Genomic DNA, 20,042 nt, shown 5'->3' with positions numbered 1-20,042 from the left:
GCAATCATGTGCCGTCGTCCGTGGTGGAGACCAACATGCTCGCCAACGCAATGTCACCGTCCGTCACGTAGTGATTGACCCGCTCAGGGAGGCTCTGACCGGCTTTGTACAGCTCCACGGTCTCGATCGATCGTGTCCTGATCAGCTCGGCCATGATGTAGTCCCGCTCGGCGTTGACATCCGGATCGGTGGCGTGCGTGACCTGAAACGTCAATCGAGTGAACGATAGGCCGGTGTCCTTCGTGCCGGCTCCGACCCACAGAGCGGATTCATCGACCGCCGGCCGATCGGCGTTGGACCAGAAATCGCCTGCATTCCAGGTTTGCTCTGCGTGTGCCAGGCCAACAGCCCAGAACCTGACGTGATGGCGCTGTCGCGGGCTGTTGCCGATGGCTTTCTGAAAGCCGATATCCTGGCCGCGTCCGAACAGATAGAGCGTGCTGAACGGAGCGGTGGGGTAAGGCGTATCGAGGACGAAGGCGCGGATCATGGCCCAAGAGCTCGTCAGGCCCAATCGGTCCGCTTCAGACCAACCCACCGCAGCAAAGCTTGCGCGAAGCTGTTGGAGCGTCCCGACCAGGGCGAGATTGACGGGGTCGCCGGGCAATCCATCACCCGTGATCGTGTAGCTGGGCACTCGCCGCTTCTGAAGAATCCTGAGACTCAACCGGATCACGCGTGGCAGAACGACATAGGCCGCGAACGCGTAGCTGACGCCGACTGCGACAATCCAAGGCAGCCTGCGGTTCGCGGTCTCGAACACCACGAAGACGATCAGCCAGACCGTGAAGATCCCCAGCCCGGCGACCAGCACGCGTTGCATGAGGCGTATGAGCAGTCGCACTGGATCGGTCCGGCGAAAGGAGTGAACAGCAGTCGGTGCTTTCGGGAAGGTGTCCGATCTTCATCACGATGGCAACACCGCACCTGAACGCATGAAACCGCCCGGTCGGCGGCGTTTCGACCAGCTCGTCCGCGCCCGGTTGCTCGACATCCGCAGTCCAACGCAATCGGACTGCGCGGGGCTTACGCCGACAGCCGCTCGGCGTTGGCCGCGACATAATCCCGATAGAGATCGACGACCGCCGCCGGGCTGGCGCCGGCCATCAGCTTCGCCGTCGCCTCCAAGGCTGCGGCGAGCTTTTCGCTGACCATCAGCTCCGCCTCCTCGCCCGCATCGGCTTCGCCGCGCGCGAATTTTTCCAGCCGGAGCCGGATGACCTCGCCGGCTTCCATGGCCAGCATCGCGGCCGTGAACCAGGGGAACTCCGCCTCGGCGGTTGCCGTCATGGACGGCCGCATCTGCAAGGACATTGGCGTTTTGCTCATCGTCATCGTCCGAGAACATCGGCGGACGTGCGAGGAATACGCTTCAACTTTTAATGATGCGGACGCACAATCATCGCCGATTTCGAGTCGGCTCGAACCACCCGTTAACCACCTGGGCCCAGCTTCTCTCATCCGTCATTGCGAGGAGCGAAGCGACGAAGCAATCCAGAGTCATGCGCGCGACTCTGGATTGCTTCGCTTCGCTCGCAATGACGGGAGAGAGATCTTGCCCGCCATCACGAAGGCGCGAAAATCTTGGGCTTCCTCTTCGTTCTCGCGGTCGGCCTCGTGGCCGGCACCTTGTCCGGCATCGTCGGCACCGGCTCGTCGATCATGCTGATGCCGGTGCTGGCCTACGAGTACGGCCCGAAGGAGGCCGTGCCGATCATGGCGGTCGCTGCGGTCATGGCGAACCTGTCGCGCATCCTGGCGTGGTGGCGCGAGGTCGACTGGCGCGCCTGCGCGGCCTATTCGGTCACCGGCATTCCGGCCGCCGCACTCGGCGCGCGCACCTTGCTGATCCTGCCGTCGCAGGCGGTCGATATCACGATCGGGCTGTTCCTGATGGCGATGGTGCCGGTACGGCATTGGCTGACGCGGCACGACCTCAAGGCCAACCTCTGGCATCTCGCGCTCGGCGGCGCGATCATCGGGTTCCTCACCGGCATCGTGGTCTCGACCGGACCGCTGAGCGTGCCGCTGTTCCTGTTCTATGGCCTGTCGAAAGGCGCCTTCCTCGCCACCGAGGCCGCGAGCTCGCTCGGGCTCTATGTCTCGAAATCCATCACCTTCCAGCGCTTCGGCGCGCTGACGCCTGACGTTCTACTCAAGGGCCTGATCGCCGGCGGCTCGCTGATGGCTGGCGCCTTCATCGCCAAGCGCTTCGTGCTGCACATGAAGCCCGATGTGTTCCGCGTGGTGATGGATGGCATCATGCTGGCCGCGGGCCTAAGTATGTTATGGAACGCCACCCACTCCTGACCGCACCGATTCTCACCTCATGGCCAAGACCACGCTCTCCTTCGTCTGCCAGAACTGCGGCGCGGCCTATTCGCGCTGGCAGGGCAAGTGCGAGGCCTGCGGCGAGTGGAACACGCTGGCCGAGGAAGACACGACGGGCGCGACCTCCGCGCCGGTCTCGCTGCGCTCCAAGCGTAAGGGCCGCACCTTCCAGTTGGAATCGCTGACCGGCAAGACCATCGACGCGCCGCGGCTGTCGTCGGGCATGACCGAGCTCGACCGCGTCACCGGCGGCGGCTTCGTCCGCGGCTCAGTGCTCTTGGTCGGCGGCGATCCCGGCATCGGCAAATCGACGTTGCTGACCCAGGCGACCTCGATGCTGGCGCGCGCCGGCCATCGCGCGGTCTACATTTCCGGCGAGGAAGCTGTCGCCCAGGTGCGGCTGCGCGCCGAGCGCCTCGGGCTTGCGGATGCGCCGGTACAACTGGCGGCTGAGACGTCGGTCGAGGACATCATCGCGACCCTGTCCGAAGGCGGCGTGCCGCGACTGATCGTGATCGACTCGATCCAGACGATGTGGACCGACACCGTCGAATCGGCGCCGGGCACGGTGACGCAAGTGCGCGCCTCGGCGCAGAAGCTGATCAGGTTCGCCAAGAAATCCGGCGCCGCGATCATCCTGGTCGGCCACGTCACCAAGGACGGCCAGATCGCCGGGCCCCGCGTCGTCGAACACATGGTCGACGCGGTGCTGTCGTTCGAGGGCGAGGGCTCGCAGCAGTTCCGCATCCTGCGCGCGGTCAAGAACCGGTTCGGCCCGACCGACGAGATCGGCGTGTTCGAAATGACCGGATTGGGTCTGCGCGAGGTCACCAACCCCTCCGAGCTGTTCCTGTCCGAGCGCGATCTCGGCAGCCCCGGCACGGCGGTCTTTGCCGGGATCGAGGGCACGCGCCCCGTGCTGGTCGAAATCCAGGCCCTCGTGGCGCCGACCTCGCTCGGCACGCCGCGCCGCGCCGTGGTCGGCTGGGATCCGAGCCGGCTGTCGATGGTGCTGGCCGTGCTGGAGGCGCATTGCGGCGTCAAGCTGTCGGGCCACGACGTCTATCTCAACGTCGCCGGCGGCCTGCGCATCAACGAGCCTGCGGCGGATCTCGCCGCGGCCGCGGCTCTGGTCTCCTCGCTGGTCAACGCTCCGCTGCCGCCCGATGCGGTCTATTTCGGCGAAATCTCGCTGTCGGGCGCGGTCCGACCGGTGGCGCAGACCTCGGCTCGGCTGAAGGAGGCTGCCAAGCTCGGCTTCGGCCGCGTGGTACTGCCGGAGCGCGCCCGCGGCGAGGCCGGCGGCGACGCCGGGCTCAGCCTCAATACCGTCGGCGGATTGACCAGTCTGGTGGCCGACATCGCCGCGCTCGGCACGCCTCGTGCCCGACACGATAGCAGCCGCGAAGACGGCGACCAGGGCCGCCGCGACCCCAGCCATGCCGAAAAAAATGCCACACCAGCGAGATTCCGCCGCCAGGACGGCTAGCCGGACCGTGACGTTCGCGTGACTCGCCGCTATACAACGCCGCAACCGGTCGCCCACACGGGATCGTGCAGCCGTCCGGACTTGCCGGGGAACCTCGCTGTCCTCCTCCCGGAGGGGCGGTCCTCCGTCGACTCGAAGCGAACCTTGGACCTGTGAAGCGGACCTGAGCAGCCGATGCCGATAACGATCCTCGATCTCATCCTGCTCGGCGTGATGCTGGTGTCGGGGCTGCTCGCGATGGTCCGGGGCTTCATGCGCGAGGTGCTGTCGATCGCGGCCTGGGGCGCGGCCGCCCTGGTCACGCTTTATTCATTCTCCAAGCTGCTGCCGACCGCCAAGACCTATTTCAACAACGATACCGTCGCGAGCGTGGTCGTCGTCGCCGGTACTTTCGTGGGCACCCTGCTGATCGTCTCGGTGATCACGGTCAAAATCTCCGACATGATTCTCGATTCGCGCATCGGCGCGCTCGACCGCACCCTCGGATTCCTGTTCGGACTGGGCCGCGGCCTGCTGATCGTGGTCGTCGCCTTCCTGTTCTTCAGCTGGCTGGTGCCGGACAAGCAGCGCCCGGACTGGGTCACCGGTGCCAAATCCCGTGTGGTCCTGCAGGGAACCGGGGATTGGCTGATGTCGCTCTTGCCTGATGATCCTGAGAACACCATTTTAAAGAAATTCAAGAAGAACAAGCCGGACGACGACCAGACTGACACCGAGTCGCCCGGAGCGGGCGGCGATGGGTATAGCAAGCCTGCCCGCGACAGCTTGAAGAAGCTGATCGAGAAACCCGCGGCCAAGTGAGCTCAGCCCAGAAGAGAGGCGCGATGGACCTGCACCACGATTCTTCCGGCGAAGCCCAAGCGGATACTCACGCGGATCTGGACTTCGGACCTCAAGCCTACCTCAGAGACCCAGACCTTGACGGAGACACGCTGCGCGAAGAGTGCGGCGTGTTCGGCATTTATGGGCACAATGATGCCGCCGCGATCACCGCGCTCGGCCTCCACGCGCTCCAGCATCGCGGCCAGGAAGCCGCCGGCATCGTCTCCTATGACGGCACGCGCTTCCACAGCGAGCGCCGCCTGGGCCTCGTCGGCGACACCTTCTCCCGCCGCGAGGTGATCGAGCGCCTGCCCGGCAATGCCGCGATCGGTCACGTGCGCTACGCGACCACCGGCGCCACGATCCTGCGCAACGTGCAGCCGCTGTTCGCCGAGCTCAATGCCGGCGGCTTCGCTGTCGGCCACAACGGCAACCTCACCAACGGGCTCACGCTCCGCCGCGAGCTGGTGCGCGCCGGCGCCATCATGCAGTCGACCACCGACACCGAGGTGATCCTGCATCTGGTCGCGCATTCCCGCCGCACCAATTTCATCGACCGCTTCATCGAGGCGCTGCGCGCGCTCGAAGGCGCCTACTCGCTGGTCTGCATGACCAACAAGAAGCTGATCGGCGCCCGCGATCCCCTCGGCATCCGCCCGCTGGTGTATGGCGAGCTCGAGGGCTGCCCGATCCTGGCCTCGGAGACCTGCGCGCTCGACATGATCGGCGCACGCTACATCCGCGACATCGAGCCGGGCGAGGTCGTGATCTTCGATGAAAACGGCGCCCACAGCCACAAGCCGTTCCCGCCGAAGCCGGCGCGTCCCTGCGTCTTCGAATACATCTACTTCGCCCGGCCCGACTCAGTGGTCGGCGGCCGCTCGGTCTACGAGGTCCGCAAGGCATTCGGCGCGCAGCTCGCGCGCGAGAGCCATCCCGACGTCGACGTCGTCGTGCCGGTGCCCGATTCCGGCGTGCCGGCGGCGATCGGCTACAGCCAGCATTCGGGCGTGCCGTTCGAGCTCGGCATCATCCGCAATCACTATGTCGGCCGCACCTTCATCCAGCCGACGCAGGCGATCCGCGAATCCGGCGTGCGCATGAAGCACTCGGCCAACCGCGCCGCGATCGAAGGCAAGCGCATCATCCTGATCGACGACTCGCTGGTGCGCGGCACCACCTCGCGCAAGATCGTGCGCATGATGCGCGACGCCGGCGCCACGGAGGTGCATTTCCGCCTCGCCTCACCGCCGATCCTCTACCCCGACTATTACGGCATCGACCTGCCGGACCGTGGCGGCCTCTTGGCGGCGACGCATTCGCTCGAGGAGATGCGCGAGCTGATCGGCGCCGACTCGCTGGCGTTCCTGTCGATCGACGGCATGTACCGCGCCATGGGCGAGCCGGCCCGCGACCCCGCCGCGCCGAAATACGCCGACCACTGCTTCACCGGCAGCTATCCGACCCACCTCACCGACCAGTCGCTGGTCGAGCCGACCCAGCAGCAGTTGTCGCTCCTGGCCGAGGCGAGCTGAGGCTCTCTCCCCACACCGTCATTCCGGGGCGATGCGCAGCATCGAACCCGGAATCTCGAAATTGTTTTGTGCGCCTGACCTCTAGATTCCGGGTTCGAGGCCTAACGGCCTCGCCCCGGAATGACGGCGTTCGATCGGCCGTCGTCCCGGCACATGCCGGAGGCCCTGACCACCGGCCGTCGTTTGTCGGGCAGGACTAGCCACAGCCACCCAACTCCATCATAACCGCCGCGGAATATGGATCCCGGCGTTCGCCGGGACGACGGCTGAGAGATGATCGTGATGACCCTTCCCCTCGCCAATCGTATTGCCCTCGTCACCGGCGCCTCGCGCGGCATCGGCCATGCGACCGCCCGCGCGCTCGCGCGCGCCGGTGCGCATGTCGTCGCCGTCGCCCGCACCCAGGGCGGGCTGGAGGAACTCGACGACGAGATCCGGAAAGAGACCGGCAGCGGCGCCACCCTGGTGCCGCTCAGCATGACCGACAGCGACGGCATCGCCCGGCTCGGCGCCGCGCTGCATGAGCGCCATGGCAAGCTCGACATCCTCGTCGGCAATGCCGCCGTGCCCGGCCCCTCCTCACCGCTCGGCCATATCGACCTCAAGCCGTGGAACGACGTCGTCGCGGTCAACCTCACCGCCAACTTCCAGCTGATCCGCTGCATGGAGCCGCTGCTGAAGGCCTCCGACGCCGGCCGCGCGGTGTTCCTCACCTCAGGCGCCGCTCACAAGGCGCAGGCCTATCTCGGCCCCTACGCCGTCACCAAGGCGGCGCTGGAGACCCTGGCTCGGGTATGGGCGCACGAGACCGAGCGCACGCCGCTGCGCGTCAACCTGTTCAGCCCGGGCCCGATCCGCACCCGCATGCGCGCCACGGTGTTCCCAGGTGAAGACCCGATGACGCTCGAGACGCCCGAGCAGGTCGCCGAATTGATCGTGCCGATGTGCCTGCCGTCGTGGACAGAGACCGGCAAGCTCTACGAGTACAAGACCCGCGCGCTGAAGAGCTTTCAGCCACCGGCGTAGACTATCGCGTCGACGGCACCAGGGCGGTCGCAGGCTCCACTCCTACGTCGCGCTGTCACCCGCCGCGACCTCCACGAGATCGATGGCGCGCTCCGGGCAAGCCACCACGCACAGGCCGCAGGCAAGGCAGAGATAGCTCTTCGGCGTGTAGGCCGTCTTCATGCCGTGAAAGCGCACGCGCATCCTGCCGAGGAAGGACAGCGCTCGGAAATCGTCGCCGCTGATCGGCGCAACGTCGAACACGTTGTAGGGGCACACCTCGACGCAGTCGCCCTTGGCCTCGCATCGGTTGCGGTCGACGACCGGCACGAAGCTGCCCGGCTCGGCCTTGCAGCCGGCGCCCGGACGTTTCGGATGCTGCGCGGCCTTGCGCACCTTGGCAGCCTTGGTGCGCTTCGAGAGCGGTGGTGTCGGCTCGGTCTGGTCGGTCACGCTGTCGGCTCCATGGGCGGATGAATCAGGCTTCGGCGGTCAGCATCAGCGCGGTGCCGGCGGGATCGCGCAGCACGTACTGATCGCCCCGCACGATCACCTCGTCACAGCCGCGCAGCGCGGCGTCGAGGCGCGCGCGGGTGTCGAAGCGGATCGAGAAGCCGCGCAGCCGCGCCACGCCTGCGGGTGCTGGCGGCGCATCGATCCCCTGCCAGACGTTCAATGCGATACGGTGGGTGTAGGCGCCGCCGGCGCCGAGATCGGCAAACCCCAGCTGTGGCGCGAATGCGCCGGGCAGGAAGCCAAGCCGCGTGTAGAACGTGCGCGCAGCCTCGATGCGCGGGACGTGCAGATGCAGATGGCCGATCCGCGCGGCGTCGGCGAGCGGCGCCGACAGCGGCGGTCCTTTCGCCTGCGCCAGCTCATGGCGCACGTCTAGCGGGCTCCTGCCACTGCAGGGCCGGCCTTCGGCATCGAACACGGTGAAATCGGTCTCGAACGTGCCGTAGCCGCCGAACCGCTCCGGCGTCTCCAGCGTGAACTCGATGCCGAGCCCGTCAGGATCGTTGAGATAGATCGCCTTGGACATCACGTGATCGACCGGCGAGATCGGCGTGCGGCTGGCGATCAGCCGGCGCAGCATCCGCGAGAATTCCGCCTGGTCGGGCACATGGATGGCGATATGATAGAGGCCGGAGAAGCCGCGCAGCGCCGGGCGTTTCGCACCGGGATGCAGCACCACGAGCGTCTCGCCCGCCGTGCCGAGCTCGGCCGCGCCGTTGCGCTTGCACAGGCGCAGACCTGCGGTCTCGCACCAGAAATCGATCGCGCGCTCGAGATGCGTGACCTCCAGATGCACCGGCCCGAAGGTCGCGATCTCGCTGGATGCGCCGGTTCGCGGCAAGGTCAGATGGTCCATGTGCGATCTCCGATTGGTCCGTCGTTGCGGCCGCGCCCGATGCGGCGGGGCCACGTTAGACGGCCGACGCGTCCTGATCGCCGGGCGCCCCGTTGAGGCTCGCATTCTCCGGGGTGAATGATCCGGGCCGGACAGCGCCGCTCCGCCCGCGGCCGGCGCCTATCTCGGTCCGGCAGGATCTGCCGCGGCGGGTTTGGCGGCTGCCGACTTGCCCGCAGCCGCCTTCGCCACAGCCGGCGCCTGGCGATCGCGCACCGCCATCAGCTCCTTACGCAGCTTCTCCTGCTGCTCGACCGACAACACCGGACGCTGGTCGTCATGCGGCACGTCGTTGACGGGGAGATAGTTGTAGGTGTTGTGGAACTGCGTGGTGGCGTCGGGCGGCGGCGTGGACGACGTCGCGCAGCCGCCGAGCAGCAATGGTATCAGCAGCGCGGCGCGCGCAGCGGAGCTCACGACAGACCTGCAGCTTCGCCAGATCATCGCGCGGCAGCCGCCATCGTGCGCGCCGGGATCTGCGCCGTGATGCCGTGCTCGTTGGATTGCAGCCCAGGCAGGCTCTTCACCCAGGGATAGCCCCGCCGTCCCATGTCGTGGCCGCGATCGAATAGCGCGGTCATGTAGGTGCGGTCGAACGGACCGTCGGCCTTGGCCTGGAAATCGGCCGGCACGCTGGCGAGGTTGAAGTCGATGCCGTTGAACTTCGCCACCGAGTAGATGCGGTAGATGTCGCCGATGCCCTGGTTCTTGATCAGGGTCGACAGCGAGCGTTGCGTCACCGAGAGCACGTCGGCGCCGACGCTGTCCCATTGCGGATCGATGCGGGCGTTGCGGATGACGTAGAGATGCGCGCCGCTCACGCTCCGGCGCGGGCCGCGGCCGGAGACGAGACGCAGCACCGACGGACCGATGAACACCTGCCGCGTCACGCCGCCGTCGACATGCAGCTCGTCATAGTCCTTGTCGCCGATCCGCACCTTGATGCGAACCGGAGCGAAGGCGCCCGGCACGGTCGCTGACGCCAGCAGCACCTGGCGGAACAGCGCGATCGCCTCGGGCGTATCGGCGGCTGCGATGCGGCCCATGTCCCACAGCACCGGACGCTGCGCATCGAGATTGGTGGTGCCGACCAGAAGCACCCGGCCCTTGCTGCTCTCGCGCGCGACGTCGCGGAGAAACTCGCGATCGACATACTTCTCGATCAGCCGCGACAGCGGCGTGTTGTCGGCCAGCGCCGAGCCCTGCAGCAGGCCGGGAATGTTGACCGTGAAGATGTCCTTGCGCTCATAGGCGGTGAAGATCTCGCGCAGCTTGTCATCGTGCTCGCGGCCCAGGAAGACGAACGGCGCGATCAGCGCGCCGGAGCTGACGCCCGTCACCATGTCGAATGACGGCCGGTTGCCGGCCTCGCCCCAGCCGGCCAGCAGCCCGGCGCCGAACGCACCGTTCTCGGCGCCACCGGAGATCGCGAGGAAATTCAGCGGACGCGAGATCGGGAGTTCGGCCGACGCGCGTGACATCGCGCCCTCGGCAAAGCGCGGCGCCGGCTCGTCACCCCAGTAGCGGACGTTGCGGAAGCCGACCGGGTCGGCGCTGACAGCCGCCGCCTCCGGCAACGCGTTGCGTGGCATGACGGCTGCGCACGCCGCCAGCAGCAGCGACGCGGCGCACGCGAGCAGGACACGCGGGACAAGCACGCGGAAGGAGGCGGCGGACTTCATCGCGACGCTTGCTGCTCCACGCTTGCGATCTCCGGCGACGGCTGCGGCGCGTCCGGCCTGGCTTCCTCGGCGCCCTTGTCGGTCCAGCCCGGCGGCAGGCCCAGACCGGCACCGACGAAGCCCTTCAGGCCGGGGAAACGTCCGTACTGCTCACATGCGGCATATTTGGGAGCGGCGCCGAGCTTGGCCGGCACGCTCGACACCGAAGGCAGCGAGGCCAGCGACGGGACGCCTGAGAACGGCGACTCGCCGGTCGACACCAGCTTCGCGAAGTCGGCGCCGAACTCGGAAGCGAGGTCGTAGGCGTCGCCGTCATTGGCCATGCGGGCAGTCGAGACCGAGTTGGCGCCGCGCGCCCACACCATTGCGGCCTTCTGGAACCCTGCGAAATCGCGCGCCTCGGCCTCGACGGACAGCGTGCCAAGCCCGACCGGCAGCCGCGGCACCGGCACCGGGACGCCCGGCAGCGCGACGCTCTTGGCGATCGACGCCACCTGCGAGGCGGCCGAGGCGGTCGCGTTGGTCGCCGTGGCATGGGTGACGGTTGCCTTGACCGTCAGATCGGCCTCCTCGCGGGGTCCGACGATCTGGAATCGCTCGCTCAGCCGCAGGCACATTTCCCGGCTGATGACGTTGGCCACCAGCTTGCGCTCGCTGTCGTCGAGGGCGATGTCGGGACGCGGCGGAAACGCGGTCGGCTCGATCCGGATCGTCTTGGCCTCGAGCAGCTCTTTCTTGTTGGCCTTGATCTGCGCGCGCGTCACCAGGCCGTTGGCTTCGGCGAGATGATCGTAGTTCTTGAGCGAGCCCGCCCGCTCGAGCGGAGCGGTGGCGCAGCCGGCCGTTGCCAGCGCCAGGGAAACCAGGGTCATCGACTTCAGCGGAGCGAGACGCATCGAAACGGTCAGACCCATTGATAGACAACTCACTCTAATTAAGTCTCACAAGCCGTAGCGCTTGTCCAACGAAACTAGATCAAATTCTCTAGATTAGAGCGGCGAGAAATATTATTTTATATTACAAGCAGTTGGCGGAAACGACGAATGTGGCGAGAGTTGGCCCGGCAGGACACGCGATGAGAAAGGTCGATCCGGTCAAGCACGAGCAGAAGCGCCGGGAGATTCTCCAGGCCGCCCTGTCGTGCTTCGTCAGGAACGGATTTCACGGCGCCAGCACCACCGACATCTGCGCCGCCGCCAAGATCAGCCCGGGGCACCTCTACCATTACTTCCCCAGCAAGGAGGCGATGATCCAGGCGCTGGTCGAGCAGAATCTGAGCCACGCTGCATCGCGCCTCCAGGCAATCCTGGCCTCGCCCGACGTGATCGACGCCCTGGTGCAGGAGCTCGAGAGCACCAGCATTCACCAGCCGCAGGCCCAGGTCCTCAGCGCCGAGGCTTTGGCTGAGGCCTGCCGCAATGCCGACTTTGCAGCCATCGTCCACGCCCATGCGCGCGCGATGCGGGCGCTGCTGGTCGACTTCCTCACCAAGGCACAGGGCCGCGGCGAGGTCGATCCCGGCCTCGATCCGGAGGCGACCGCGAACATCCTGTTCGTGATCGTCGACGGCGCACGCGCGCTGCCGATCCGCAATCCGAACGTCGACATCAAGAAGAGCAGTGAGCATCTACGGCTCATGCTGACGCGCTTTCTGCGGCCGCCCACGTTGCGGACGCCGTCGAAAAAGGAAGCGGTGGAGCAGGCGCCGGTCTGAGCCTGCCGATCGGCGTCCCCCCGCGCGATTGACACTCCGCCATGCCCGCGATTGACTGCGCTCATAAGCGGATGACCGCAGCACATATCGGGGAGGACGGCATGACGCGAGCACGACGCGGACGCGCGACAAGGCCTGCCCTGGTCATTCTGCTGTTCGCCGTTGCGGCCGGCAACGTCCTCTTCTCTCGCAGCACCAGCGCCGCAGCAGAGGTGCCCGCGTTCGCCGTCGAGCCGTCCTGGCCGAAGCAGCTCCCCAACAACTGGATCCTCGGCCAGGTCGGCGGCATTACGGTTGATCACCAGGGCCACATCTGGATCATTCACCGGCCGCGCTCGCTGACCGACGACGAGAAAGGCGCCACGCTCAATCCGCCGCGATCGAAATGCTGCATGCCGGCGCCCCCGGTGCTCGAATTCGATACCGACGGCAATCTCTTGCGCGCCTGGGGCGGCCCGGGCCCGGGCTATGAATGGGTCGGCCGCGAGCATGGCATCGAGGTCGACGAACGCGGCTTCGTCTGGATCGGCGGCAATGCCGACAATGACAACGCCATCCTGAAGTTCACGCTCGATGGCAAGTTCGTCGCTCAGATCGGAACGATGGCGCCGAGCAAGGGCTCCAACGACACCACCCAGCTCGGCAAGCCCGCGGAGACAGCGATCGACAAGGAGGCGAACGAGATCTACGTCGCCGACGGCTACGGCAACCGCCGCGTCATCGTGTTCGATGCCACCACCCTCGCCTACAAGCGGCATTGGGGCGCCTATGGCCATCTCCCTGACGATGCCAAGCAGCCGCCGTATGATCCCAAGGCACCGGTCGCCCAGCAGTTCGGCAATCCCGTGCACTGCGTGAAGATCGCCGACGATGGTCTCGTCTATGTCTGCGACCGCATCAACGACCGCATCCAGGTGTTCAGGAAGGACGGGACATTCGTGACCGAATGGTTCTTCGAAAAGAACACGCTCGGCAATGGCGCGGTGTGGGACATCGCGATCTGGCCGGATCCGAAGCAGACCTACCTGCTGTCTGCCGATGGCGAGAACAACGAGATCCGCATCATCAGGCGGGATGACGGCAGCGTGGTCGGCAGCTTCGGCCACAATGGCCGCAATGCCGGCCAATTCCATTGGGTGCACGCGATGGCTGTCGACCGGCAGGGCAACGTTTATACCGCCGAGGTCGACACCGGTAAGCGCATCCAGAAATTCCGGCTGACCTCGGACGCCCTGCGTTAACGCTCAAGCGAAACGCACAAACCTTGGGCGCGTCTCGCGCCTTTTGGCGCATTGCCGCAACTCACAAGACCGGCTATCCAGGGAGACCGACGGCAAAGGGCGCCCAAGAAGCCCCGCCGTGGCACGACACCAGGGAGGACTTTGATGACGACGTCTCATGCGCGGCGGATGGCTGCGCTGCTTGCCGCCACCACGCTCAGCTTTGCCGGCTCCGCCTTCGCCGACGACAAGGTCGTCAAGATCGGCGTGCTCAACGACATGTCCAGCCTCTACGCCGACATCGGCGGTCCCAACTCGGTCGCAGCCGTCAACATGGCGGTCGAGGATTCCGGCCTGAAGGCCAAGGGCTGGACCATCGAGGTCATCAGCGGCGACCACCAGAACAAGCCCGACGTCGGCGTCAATATCGGCCGGCAGTGGATCGACACGCAGAAGGTCGACGTGATCATGGACACGCCGAACTCGGGCGTGGCGCTGGCCGTCTCCAACCTGGTCAAGGAAAAGAACTCGATCCTGTTGAACTCCGGTGCCGCCACGGCGGACCTGACTGGCAAAGCGTGCAACGCAAACACCATCTCCTTCACCTACGACACCTACATGCTCGCGAACGGCACCGGCAAGGCGCTGACCAAGGCCGGCGGCGACACTTGGTTCTTCCTGACCGCCGACTATGCCTTCGGTCACGCACTCGAGCGCGACACCTCGGCCGTGGTGACCAGCAGCGGCGGCAAGGTGCTGGGCTCGGTGAAGCACCCGCTCAACACCGCCGACTTCTCGTCCTTCCTGCTGCAGGCGCAGTCGTCGAAGGCGAAGGTCATCGGGCTTGCCAATGCCGGCGGCGACACCACCAACTCGATCAAGCAGGCCTCGGAATTCGGCATCGTCCAGGGCGGCCAGAAGCTCGCCGCACTCCTGCTGTTCGTCAACGACGTGCATGCGCTGGGGCTGAAGGTGGCGCAGGGCCTGACCTTCACCGAGTCGTTCTACTGGGATCTGAACGACCAGACCCGCGAATGGTCCAAGCGTTTCCAGAAGCTGTCGCCGAAGGGCACGATGCCGTCGATGACGGTGGCGGGCAACTATGCCGGCACGCTGCATTACCTCAAGACGCTGGAAGCGCTCGGCGGCAATCCGCATGACGGCGCCAAGGTCGTGGCCAAGATGAAGGAGATCCCGACCGACGATCCGCTGTTCGGCAAGGGCCCGCTGCGCGCCGACGGACGCCGCCTGATCCCGGCCTATCTGTTCGAGGTCAAGAAGCCCGAAGAGTCCAAATACCCGTGGGACTACTACAAGCTGATCGCCAAGATCGCGCCTGAGGATGCCGCCAAGCCGCTCGAGGCCAGCGACTGTCCGCTGGTGAAGAAGTAAGCCGATAGCTCCGATGCGGGATGCGGTGGATTAGCATCGCGTCCCGCCAGTGCCGCTGCGCAGAATCACGTCATCGTCAGCGCAGCAGGCTCGCGAGGCGGCCGATGCCTTCCTCGATCACGGCCTCCTCGGGCAGCGAATAAGACAGGCGGATCGTGTTGGTGCCGCTGCCGTCGTGGAAGAAAGCTGCCCCGGGAACGAACGCCACCTGGGCCTGATTCATGGCCCGGTCGAGCAAGGCGGCACCGGACACGCCGTCCGGCAAGGTGAGCCAGACGAAGAACCCGCCGTCGGGCCGCGTCCACCTCGCTTCTGACGGCATCTGTGCCTCAAGTGCCCCCAGCATCGCATCGCGCTTGAGCCGATAATGCGCGCGCGCCCGTGCAATCAGCCCGGCATGCCCTCCGTCTTTCACGAGCCTGTGCATCACGATCTGATTGATCGCTGACACGTTGAGGTCGCTCGCCTGCTTGATGAGGACGAGACGGCTGATGATGGCGCGCGAGGCACAAACCCAGCCGATGCGCAGGCCCGGCGCGACCGTCTTCGAGAACGTTCCGAGATGGATGACGCGGGAAGCATCGAGCGAGCCGCGGCGACGGACGTCCAACGACTGCAGCGACGGCATCTCGTCGCCGTCGAAACGCAAGGCAGAATAGGCGCTGTCCTCCAACACCGGCACGTCCAGCTCGCCGGCGAGATCCAGGACATCGGCGCGCGCCGAACGCGACAGCGTCTCACCGGTCGGATTGGCAAAGTCCGGCACGACATAGACGAACTTCACGCGCGCCCCCGCAGCTTCTTTCGCGGCTTCGTCCGCGTAGGAGGCCGGGGTGCGGTTCGCAGCGCGTGGACCGATCGAATCGTAACGCGGCTCGTAGGCCGAAAAGGCCTGCAGCGCGCCAAGATAGGTGGGAACGGTGACGAGCGCCGTATCCGCGGGCGTGAGCAGCAGCTTGCCGAGAAAATCGAGCGCCTGTTGCGATCCCGCGGTGACGAGGATGTTGTCTGGCGAGGCCGCTATGCCCTGAGCGGTCATGTGCTCGGCGATCCACTGGCGAAGCGGACCGTAGCCCTCGCTGACGGCATATTGCAGAGCAGCGGAAGCCACGTTGGGCGATGCCAGCGCATCGGCATAGACCTGCGCCGCCGCTGCTGCAGGAAACAGCGCGGGATCGGGGATGCCGCCGGCGAACGAAATCATGCCGGGCCGCTCCAGCACCTTGAGCAGCTCGCGGATCTCCGATGCCTTCATGCGATCCGCGCGGCGCGCGTAGACGGGCTTCCAGCTCACCAATATTCCTCCCCTGATCCGGATATTTATGTCAGTATTATTGACCTATTTTGAAGTATGTGCAATCCCCGTCCCGCGAGAGCGCGAGAGCTGCATCGGTGGGGTCAGCGGATGAGAACCTTCAGGCCGGCGCGCTAGTCTAGCTGTTCTTTGTCGAGGACAGCGTCCGCACCGCAATCAGGAGAGCGACGATCAGCAACGCCGACGCCAGCAGGAACGGCGCGCCGGGCAGATGCGCCGGCGCGGCCGCTCCGATGAAATAGGCAAAGGTCAGCGTGAACAGGAAGGGACCCGCGAGCTGGGCCACGCTCTGCACGCTCGACGTTGCGCCCTGTAGCTGGCCCTGCTTGTCCGGTGGGACGAGGCGGGTCATCAAAGCCTGCATGGCCGCGCCCGACACGCCCCATAGCGCCATCACGGGGATGCCGAGCCAGCTCAGCGGTCCCGTCGGCGCCACGCCGAAAATGAAGAAGCCGACCATGCCCGCCGACAGGCCGAGCATCAACGCGCCGCGCTCGCCGAACAGGCGGACGATCAGCCCGACCGCGCCGCCCTGCACGATCATCGCGCAGACGCCGACCATCGCCAATGTGAGGCCGACGGTGCGGGTGTCCCAGCCGTAGCGGTAGGTCGCATACAGCACGAAGGTCGACGGCAGCACGACATGGGCAAGCTGGGTGATGAAGTTCACGGTCGACAGCCCCGCCAGGATGCGGTCCGATGCCAGCAGCCGCAGCGCACCGAGCGGGTTCGCCGTCCGCCACCGGAATGGACTGCGCCGTTCCGGCTTCAGCGACTCCGGCAGCACCAGGAAGCCATAGAGCGCGTTGGCGAAGCTGAGCCCCGCAGCCGCCCAGAACGGCAGCCGCGGATCGATGTCACCCAACAGTCCGCCGGTGGCGGGACCGAGCACGAACCCCGCACCGAACGCTGCGCCGATGCGGCCGAAGATCGCGGCCCGCCGATCCGGCGGCGTCAGATCGGCGATGTAGGCAAAGGCGGTGGAGATGCTGGCCGAGGTGACGCCGGAGACCAGGCGCCCAACGAACAGCCAGGCGAGCGACGGCGCCAGCGCCATCAGCACGTAGTCGGCGGCGAGGCCGAAGTTCGACAGCAGGATCACCGGGCGCCGGCCGAAGCGATCGGACAGGCTGCCGAGCACCGGTGAGAACACGAACTGCATCAGCGCCCAGGCGGTGCCGAACAGGCCGAAGATGCGGGCCGCCTGCGCGGTGTCGTTGCCGACGAAGCTCTCGATCAGCTTCGGCAGGATCGGCATGATCAGCCCGAGCGCGAGCATGTCGAGCAGGATGGTGACGAAGATGAAGGCGACCGCGCCGCGGCGCGGGGCCGGCGCATTTTCGGTCGCGACGCTCGGCGGACTTGCTTCCATGGCCGGACCGCTTCCGCTACCGCGATTGATCAGTTCGGCCGCTTGCGCTTGTGCGCGAACGGATTGGCCTTCTCGCGCAGGGTGATGCGCACCGGCGTGCCGGGCAGCTCGAAGGTCTCGCGCATCGAGTTGGTGAGATAGCGCAAGTAGGATTGCGGGATCGCGTCGGCGCGCGAGCAGAACAGCACGAAACTCGGCGGCCGCGCCTTGGTTTGGGTGATGTAGTTCAGCTTGAGCCGGCGGCCCGACACCGCCGGCGGCGGATTGTCGGCGATCGCCCCCTCGAACCAGCGGTTCAGCGCCGCGGTCGGCACGCGCCGGTTCCAGACCGCGTAGGCTTCGACGATCGCCTGCATCAGCCGGTCGATGCCCTCGCCCATCAGGCCCGACACCGCCACGATCGGCGCGCCCGCGACCTGCGGCAGCCAGTGGTCGGCATCGCGGCGGAGCATCGAGATCTGGCCGGGGTTGCCGTCCATCAGATCCCATTTGTTGACGGCGATGACCAGGGCACGCCCCTCACGCTCGATCAGGTCGGCGATGCGCAGATCCTGCTCCTCGAAGCGGTTCTGCGCATCCATCATCAGCACGACCACCTCGGCGAAGCGCACCGCGCGCAGCGCGTCCGCCACCGACAGCTTCTCCAGCTTCTCCTCGATGCGCGAGCGCCGGCGCAGACCTGCGGTGTCGAAGATGCGGAAGCCGCGGCCCTTCCACTCGATTTCGACCGCGATCGAATCGCGCGTCGTCCCGGCCTCGGGACTCGTGAGCAGCCGCTCCTCGCCGAGCAGATGGTTGATCAGGGTCGACTTGCCGGCATTGGGACGGCCGACGATCGCGACCCGGATCGGCCTGTTGGCGCGCTCCTCGTCGGTCTCCTCGCGCTCGTCGTCCTCGTCGTCGGTGGGCGGCACGAGCTTGCTGACGGCGTCGTAGAGTTCGCCCATGCCCTCGCCGTGCTCGGCCGAGATCTGGATGGGATCACCGAGGCCCAGCGCATACGACTCCATGGCGCCGAGCTCGCCATGCTTGCCCTCGCTCTTGTTGGCGAGCAGCAGCACCGGCTTGTCGGCGCGGCGGGCGAAATCGGCGAAGGCGCGGTCGGCGGGCGTCAGGCCGATGCGGGCATCGATGACGAAGAACAGCGCGTCGGCGAGCGCGATGGCGGTTTCCGTCTGCTCCTGCATGCGCGCGGTCAGCGAGCCCTTGGGGCCCTCGTCGAGGCCGGCGGTGTCGATGATCGTGAAGTTGAGATCGAACAGCTTCGCCTCGCCCTCGCGGCGGTCGCGCGTGACGCCCGGCACGTCGTCGACGAGCGCCAGCTTCTGCCCAACCAGACGGTTGAACAGGGTCGACTTGCCGACGTTGGGCCGGCCGATGATGGCGATGGTGAAGGGCATGATGATCCGTGCGCGTGAGCGCGCAGCTTTAGCGCATTCGGCCGCAAAACCGAACGGGCGATCCGCCGATTCGCAGGTGAGATTAACGGCTGAAGGAGCCGCTCGGCATCGGCGCCGGGAAGCCGCCGCCGGATCGCTGGGCCGCCGGCTGCTGCGCCGGGGCAGCATCATCCGGCGGTGGTGCCGTGGTGCGGCGGCGCACGATCTTCTTGGGCTTCGGTGCCGGCGGAACGGCGGCAGCGCCCTCCTCGACCGCGGCAGCCTCGCCATCCTGCGGATCGGCCGTCGTCGGGTTGCTCACGGCCGCCTGCCGCCGGCCCTTTTTACCCTTGGGCTCCTCCACCGGAGGCGCCGGCGGCGTAGCCGCCTGAGCGCCTGGGTCGGTCACCGGCTGCTGCTGGGCACCCTTGTAGAGTTCCTTCGGCACGCCCTGCTCGAGACCCGGCACGCCCTCCGGGAACACCGGCTTGCGGTCACCCGGCAGCTTCTTCTTGGTGTCCAGGAAGTCGAGCATGTCCGAGGGGTCGAAACTTCCCCCGCTCGCGCAGCCGCCCAGCACGCCGGAAAGCGCAACGAGGACCGTGAGGGCAATGACACGTTGGGGGCGGCGCATGATCGTCGTTCCAATCAACTCGGTTCGCCGTCGCGAGGTTCGCGATCAGCTCTTGGCGACTGCAGGCAATAGCGCCTGCAGCGCTTCGGCGCGCGAGCGCAGGCCCGGCGGGGTCTCACCATCCAGCGCAATCATGTCGAGCCATTGACGGGCCGCCGCGGCATCGTTGGCCTTCCACGCCGACAGCGCCAGCAATTCGCGGGCGGCGTGGCGGAACGGCGCGCCAGGCGCCGTTTCGCCTTCGAGGCGCTGCTTGAGGTCGGCGTAAGGCGCCGTATCGGCCAGCAGGCCTGCCGCGCGCAGCCGCGCCATCGACTGCGGCTCGGTCCCGATGCTGCGGTCGGCAGCAAGCTGGTCGTAGATCTTCACGGCAGCCGCCTTGTCGCGCATGGCGGCCTCGGCAGCCTGGTGGAAGCGGGCCAGCATGCGGTATCCCGATGGGGCCCTGGCCGCGACATCGGCAAAGGCCTTCTCCGCATCGGCATGCTTGTTCTGCTCGGAGAGTTCGAGGGCCTTGTTGAAGGCTGAGCCCGCCTCGGCGGCCTTCTGGCCCTCGAGATACTGGTAGCCGCGCCAGCCGCCGACGCCGGCGATGATCAGCACGGCAAGGGCGATGATAAAGATCGAGTAGCGGTCCCACAGCTTCTTGAGCTGTTCCCGACGGACCTCCTCGTCTACTTCATCAATAAATTCAGACACCTAAGGACATCCCGTCAGGTTCGCTGCGAGCGCGCGCGCATG

The 20,042-nt window shown here is 66.7% G+C and carries 20 protein-coding genes; 8 read left to right on the top strand and 12 right to left on the bottom strand.

All coding sequences use genetic code 11. The features are described 5' to 3' along the window. Positions 1 to 4: 4 nt before the first annotated feature. A complete protein-coding gene (locus QX041_RS05980) occupies positions 5 to 823 on the bottom strand; it encodes an LssY C-terminal domain-containing protein (protein WP_315712454.1) in 819 nt (272 codons plus the stop codon). A 203-nt stretch (positions 824 to 1,026) separates the two neighbouring features. Next, the gene (locus QX041_RS05975) at positions 1,027 to 1,314 is read right to left on the bottom strand and encodes a hypothetical protein (protein WP_410051858.1); all 288 of its coding nucleotides are present in this window, start codon (positions 1,312 to 1,314) and stop codon (positions 1,027 to 1,029) included. Positions 1,315 to 1,584: 270 nt separating this feature from the next. Between QX041_RS05975 and QX041_RS05970 the strand changes: the two genes are divergently transcribed. The 5 genes from QX041_RS05970 to QX041_RS05950 all read left to right on the top strand — a co-directional run bounded on the left by QX041_RS05970 (position 1,585) and on the right by QX041_RS05950 (position 7,203). Next, complete coding sequence (locus tag QX041_RS05970) at positions 1,585 to 2,310, top strand: sulfite exporter TauE/SafE family protein (RefSeq protein WP_316164689.1); 726 nt, start codon at positions 1,585 to 1,587, stop codon at positions 2,308 to 2,310. Between the two features lie 19 nt (positions 2,311 to 2,329). After that, positions 2,330 to 3,820 (top strand): DNA repair protein RadA, encoded by a 1,491-nt coding sequence (gene radA, locus QX041_RS05965; protein ID WP_316164688.1) that lies wholly within the window; start codon positions 2,330 to 2,332, stop codon positions 3,818 to 3,820. Between the two features lie 174 nt (positions 3,821 to 3,994). Further along, complete coding sequence (locus QX041_RS05960; protein ID WP_315712460.1) at positions 3,995 to 4,621, top strand: CvpA family protein; 627 nt, start codon at positions 3,995 to 3,997, stop codon at positions 4,619 to 4,621. A gap of 23 nt (positions 4,622 to 4,644) precedes the next feature. Beyond that, positions 4,645 to 6,177, top strand: coding sequence for an amidophosphoribosyltransferase (gene purF, locus QX041_RS05955; RefSeq protein WP_315712462.1), 1,533 nt, complete (start codon positions 4,645 to 4,647; stop codon positions 6,175 to 6,177). Between the two features lie 282 nt (positions 6,178 to 6,459). Then, positions 6,460 to 7,203, top strand: a complete 744-nt coding sequence (locus QX041_RS05950; RefSeq protein WP_316164687.1) for an SDR family NAD(P)-dependent oxidoreductase — start codon at positions 6,460 to 6,462, stop codon at positions 7,201 to 7,203. 42 nt (positions 7,204 to 7,245) lie between these two features. On the opposite strand, the gene QX041_RS05945 is transcribed toward QX041_RS05950, so the two are convergent. The 5 genes from QX041_RS05945 to QX041_RS05925 all read right to left on the bottom strand — a co-directional run bounded on the left by QX041_RS05945 (position 7,246) and on the right by QX041_RS05925 (position 11,189). Beyond that, positions 7,246 to 7,635 carry a 4Fe-4S binding protein gene (locus QX041_RS05945; RefSeq protein WP_315712465.1) on the bottom strand — a complete coding sequence of 130 codons (390 nt, stop codon included), beginning with the start codon at positions 7,633 to 7,635 and terminating at the stop codon, positions 7,246 to 7,248. A gap of 25 nt (positions 7,636 to 7,660) precedes the next feature. Beyond that, positions 7,661 to 8,554, bottom strand: a complete 894-nt coding sequence (locus QX041_RS05940) for a VOC family protein (protein ID WP_316164686.1) — start codon at positions 8,552 to 8,554, stop codon at positions 7,661 to 7,663. A 159-nt stretch (positions 8,555 to 8,713) separates the two neighbouring features. Next, on the bottom strand, positions 8,714 to 9,010 hold the full coding sequence (locus tag QX041_RS05935; RefSeq protein WP_315712468.1) for a hypothetical protein: 297 nt from the start codon (positions 9,008 to 9,010) through the stop codon (positions 8,714 to 8,716). 23 nt (positions 9,011 to 9,033) lie between these two features. Next, positions 9,034 to 10,275, bottom strand: coding sequence for a patatin-like phospholipase family protein (locus tag QX041_RS05930; RefSeq protein WP_316164685.1), 1,242 nt, complete (start codon positions 10,273 to 10,275; stop codon positions 9,034 to 9,036). After that, on the bottom strand, positions 10,272 to 11,189 hold the full coding sequence (locus tag QX041_RS05925) for a DUF3313 family protein (protein WP_316164684.1): 918 nt from the start codon (positions 11,187 to 11,189) through the stop codon (positions 10,272 to 10,274). Before QX041_RS05925 ends, QX041_RS05930 begins: the two co-directional genes overlap by 4 nt. A 161-nt stretch (positions 11,190 to 11,350) precedes the next feature. Between QX041_RS05925 and QX041_RS05920 the strand changes: the two genes are divergently transcribed. The 3 genes from QX041_RS05920 (at position 11,351) to QX041_RS05910 (ending at position 14,601) form a co-directional block, all read left to right on the top strand. Beyond that, positions 11,351 to 11,989 (top strand): TetR/AcrR family transcriptional regulator, encoded by a 639-nt coding sequence (locus QX041_RS05920; protein WP_316164683.1) that lies wholly within the window; start codon positions 11,351 to 11,353, stop codon positions 11,987 to 11,989. A 101-nt stretch (positions 11,990 to 12,090) separates the two neighbouring features. Further along, positions 12,091 to 13,230, top strand: coding sequence for a hypothetical protein (locus tag QX041_RS05915; RefSeq protein WP_315749919.1), 1,140 nt, complete (start codon positions 12,091 to 12,093; stop codon positions 13,228 to 13,230). Between the two features lie 144 nt (positions 13,231 to 13,374). Further along, positions 13,375 to 14,601 (top strand): ABC transporter substrate-binding protein, encoded by a 1,227-nt coding sequence (locus QX041_RS05910; RefSeq protein WP_315712474.1) that lies wholly within the window; start codon positions 13,375 to 13,377, stop codon positions 14,599 to 14,601. Between the two features lie 76 nt (positions 14,602 to 14,677). Here QX041_RS05910 and QX041_RS05905 read toward each other — a convergent pair whose 3' ends face one another. The 5 genes from QX041_RS05905 to QX041_RS05885 all read right to left on the bottom strand — a co-directional run bounded on the left by QX041_RS05905 (position 14,678) and on the right by QX041_RS05885 (position 20,000). Continuing rightward, on the bottom strand, positions 14,678 to 15,898 hold the full coding sequence (locus QX041_RS05905) for a PLP-dependent aminotransferase family protein (RefSeq protein WP_316164682.1): 1,221 nt from the start codon (positions 15,896 to 15,898) through the stop codon (positions 14,678 to 14,680). Between the two features lie 136 nt (positions 15,899 to 16,034). After that, positions 16,035 to 17,288, bottom strand: coding sequence for a TCR/Tet family MFS transporter (locus QX041_RS05900; RefSeq protein WP_316164681.1), 1,254 nt, complete (start codon positions 17,286 to 17,288; stop codon positions 16,035 to 16,037). 29 nt (positions 17,289 to 17,317) lie between these two features. After that, on the bottom strand, positions 17,318 to 18,688 hold the full coding sequence (gene der, locus QX041_RS05895; protein WP_316164680.1) for a ribosome biogenesis GTPase Der: 1,371 nt from the start codon (positions 18,686 to 18,688) through the stop codon (positions 17,318 to 17,320). An 82-nt stretch (positions 18,689 to 18,770) separates the two neighbouring features. Next, the gene (locus tag QX041_RS05890; RefSeq protein WP_315749912.1) at positions 18,771 to 19,301 is read right to left on the bottom strand and encodes a hypothetical protein; all 531 of its coding nucleotides are present in this window, start codon (positions 19,299 to 19,301) and stop codon (positions 18,771 to 18,773) included. A 45-nt stretch (positions 19,302 to 19,346) separates the two neighbouring features. Further along, positions 19,347 to 20,000, bottom strand: a complete 654-nt coding sequence (locus QX041_RS05885; RefSeq protein WP_316164679.1) for a tetratricopeptide repeat protein — start codon at positions 19,998 to 20,000, stop codon at positions 19,347 to 19,349. Between the last annotated feature and the right edge of the window lie 42 nt (positions 20,001 to 20,042).

The sequence above is a fragment of the Bradyrhizobium sp. SZCCHNRI2009 genome (assembly GCF_032485115.1).
In the GTDB taxonomy this organism is placed as follows: domain Bacteria; phylum Pseudomonadota; class Alphaproteobacteria; order Rhizobiales; family Xanthobacteraceae; genus Bradyrhizobium.
Note: the sequence above shows the minus strand (reverse complement) of the source record. Positions and strands in the feature narration are given on the sequence as shown.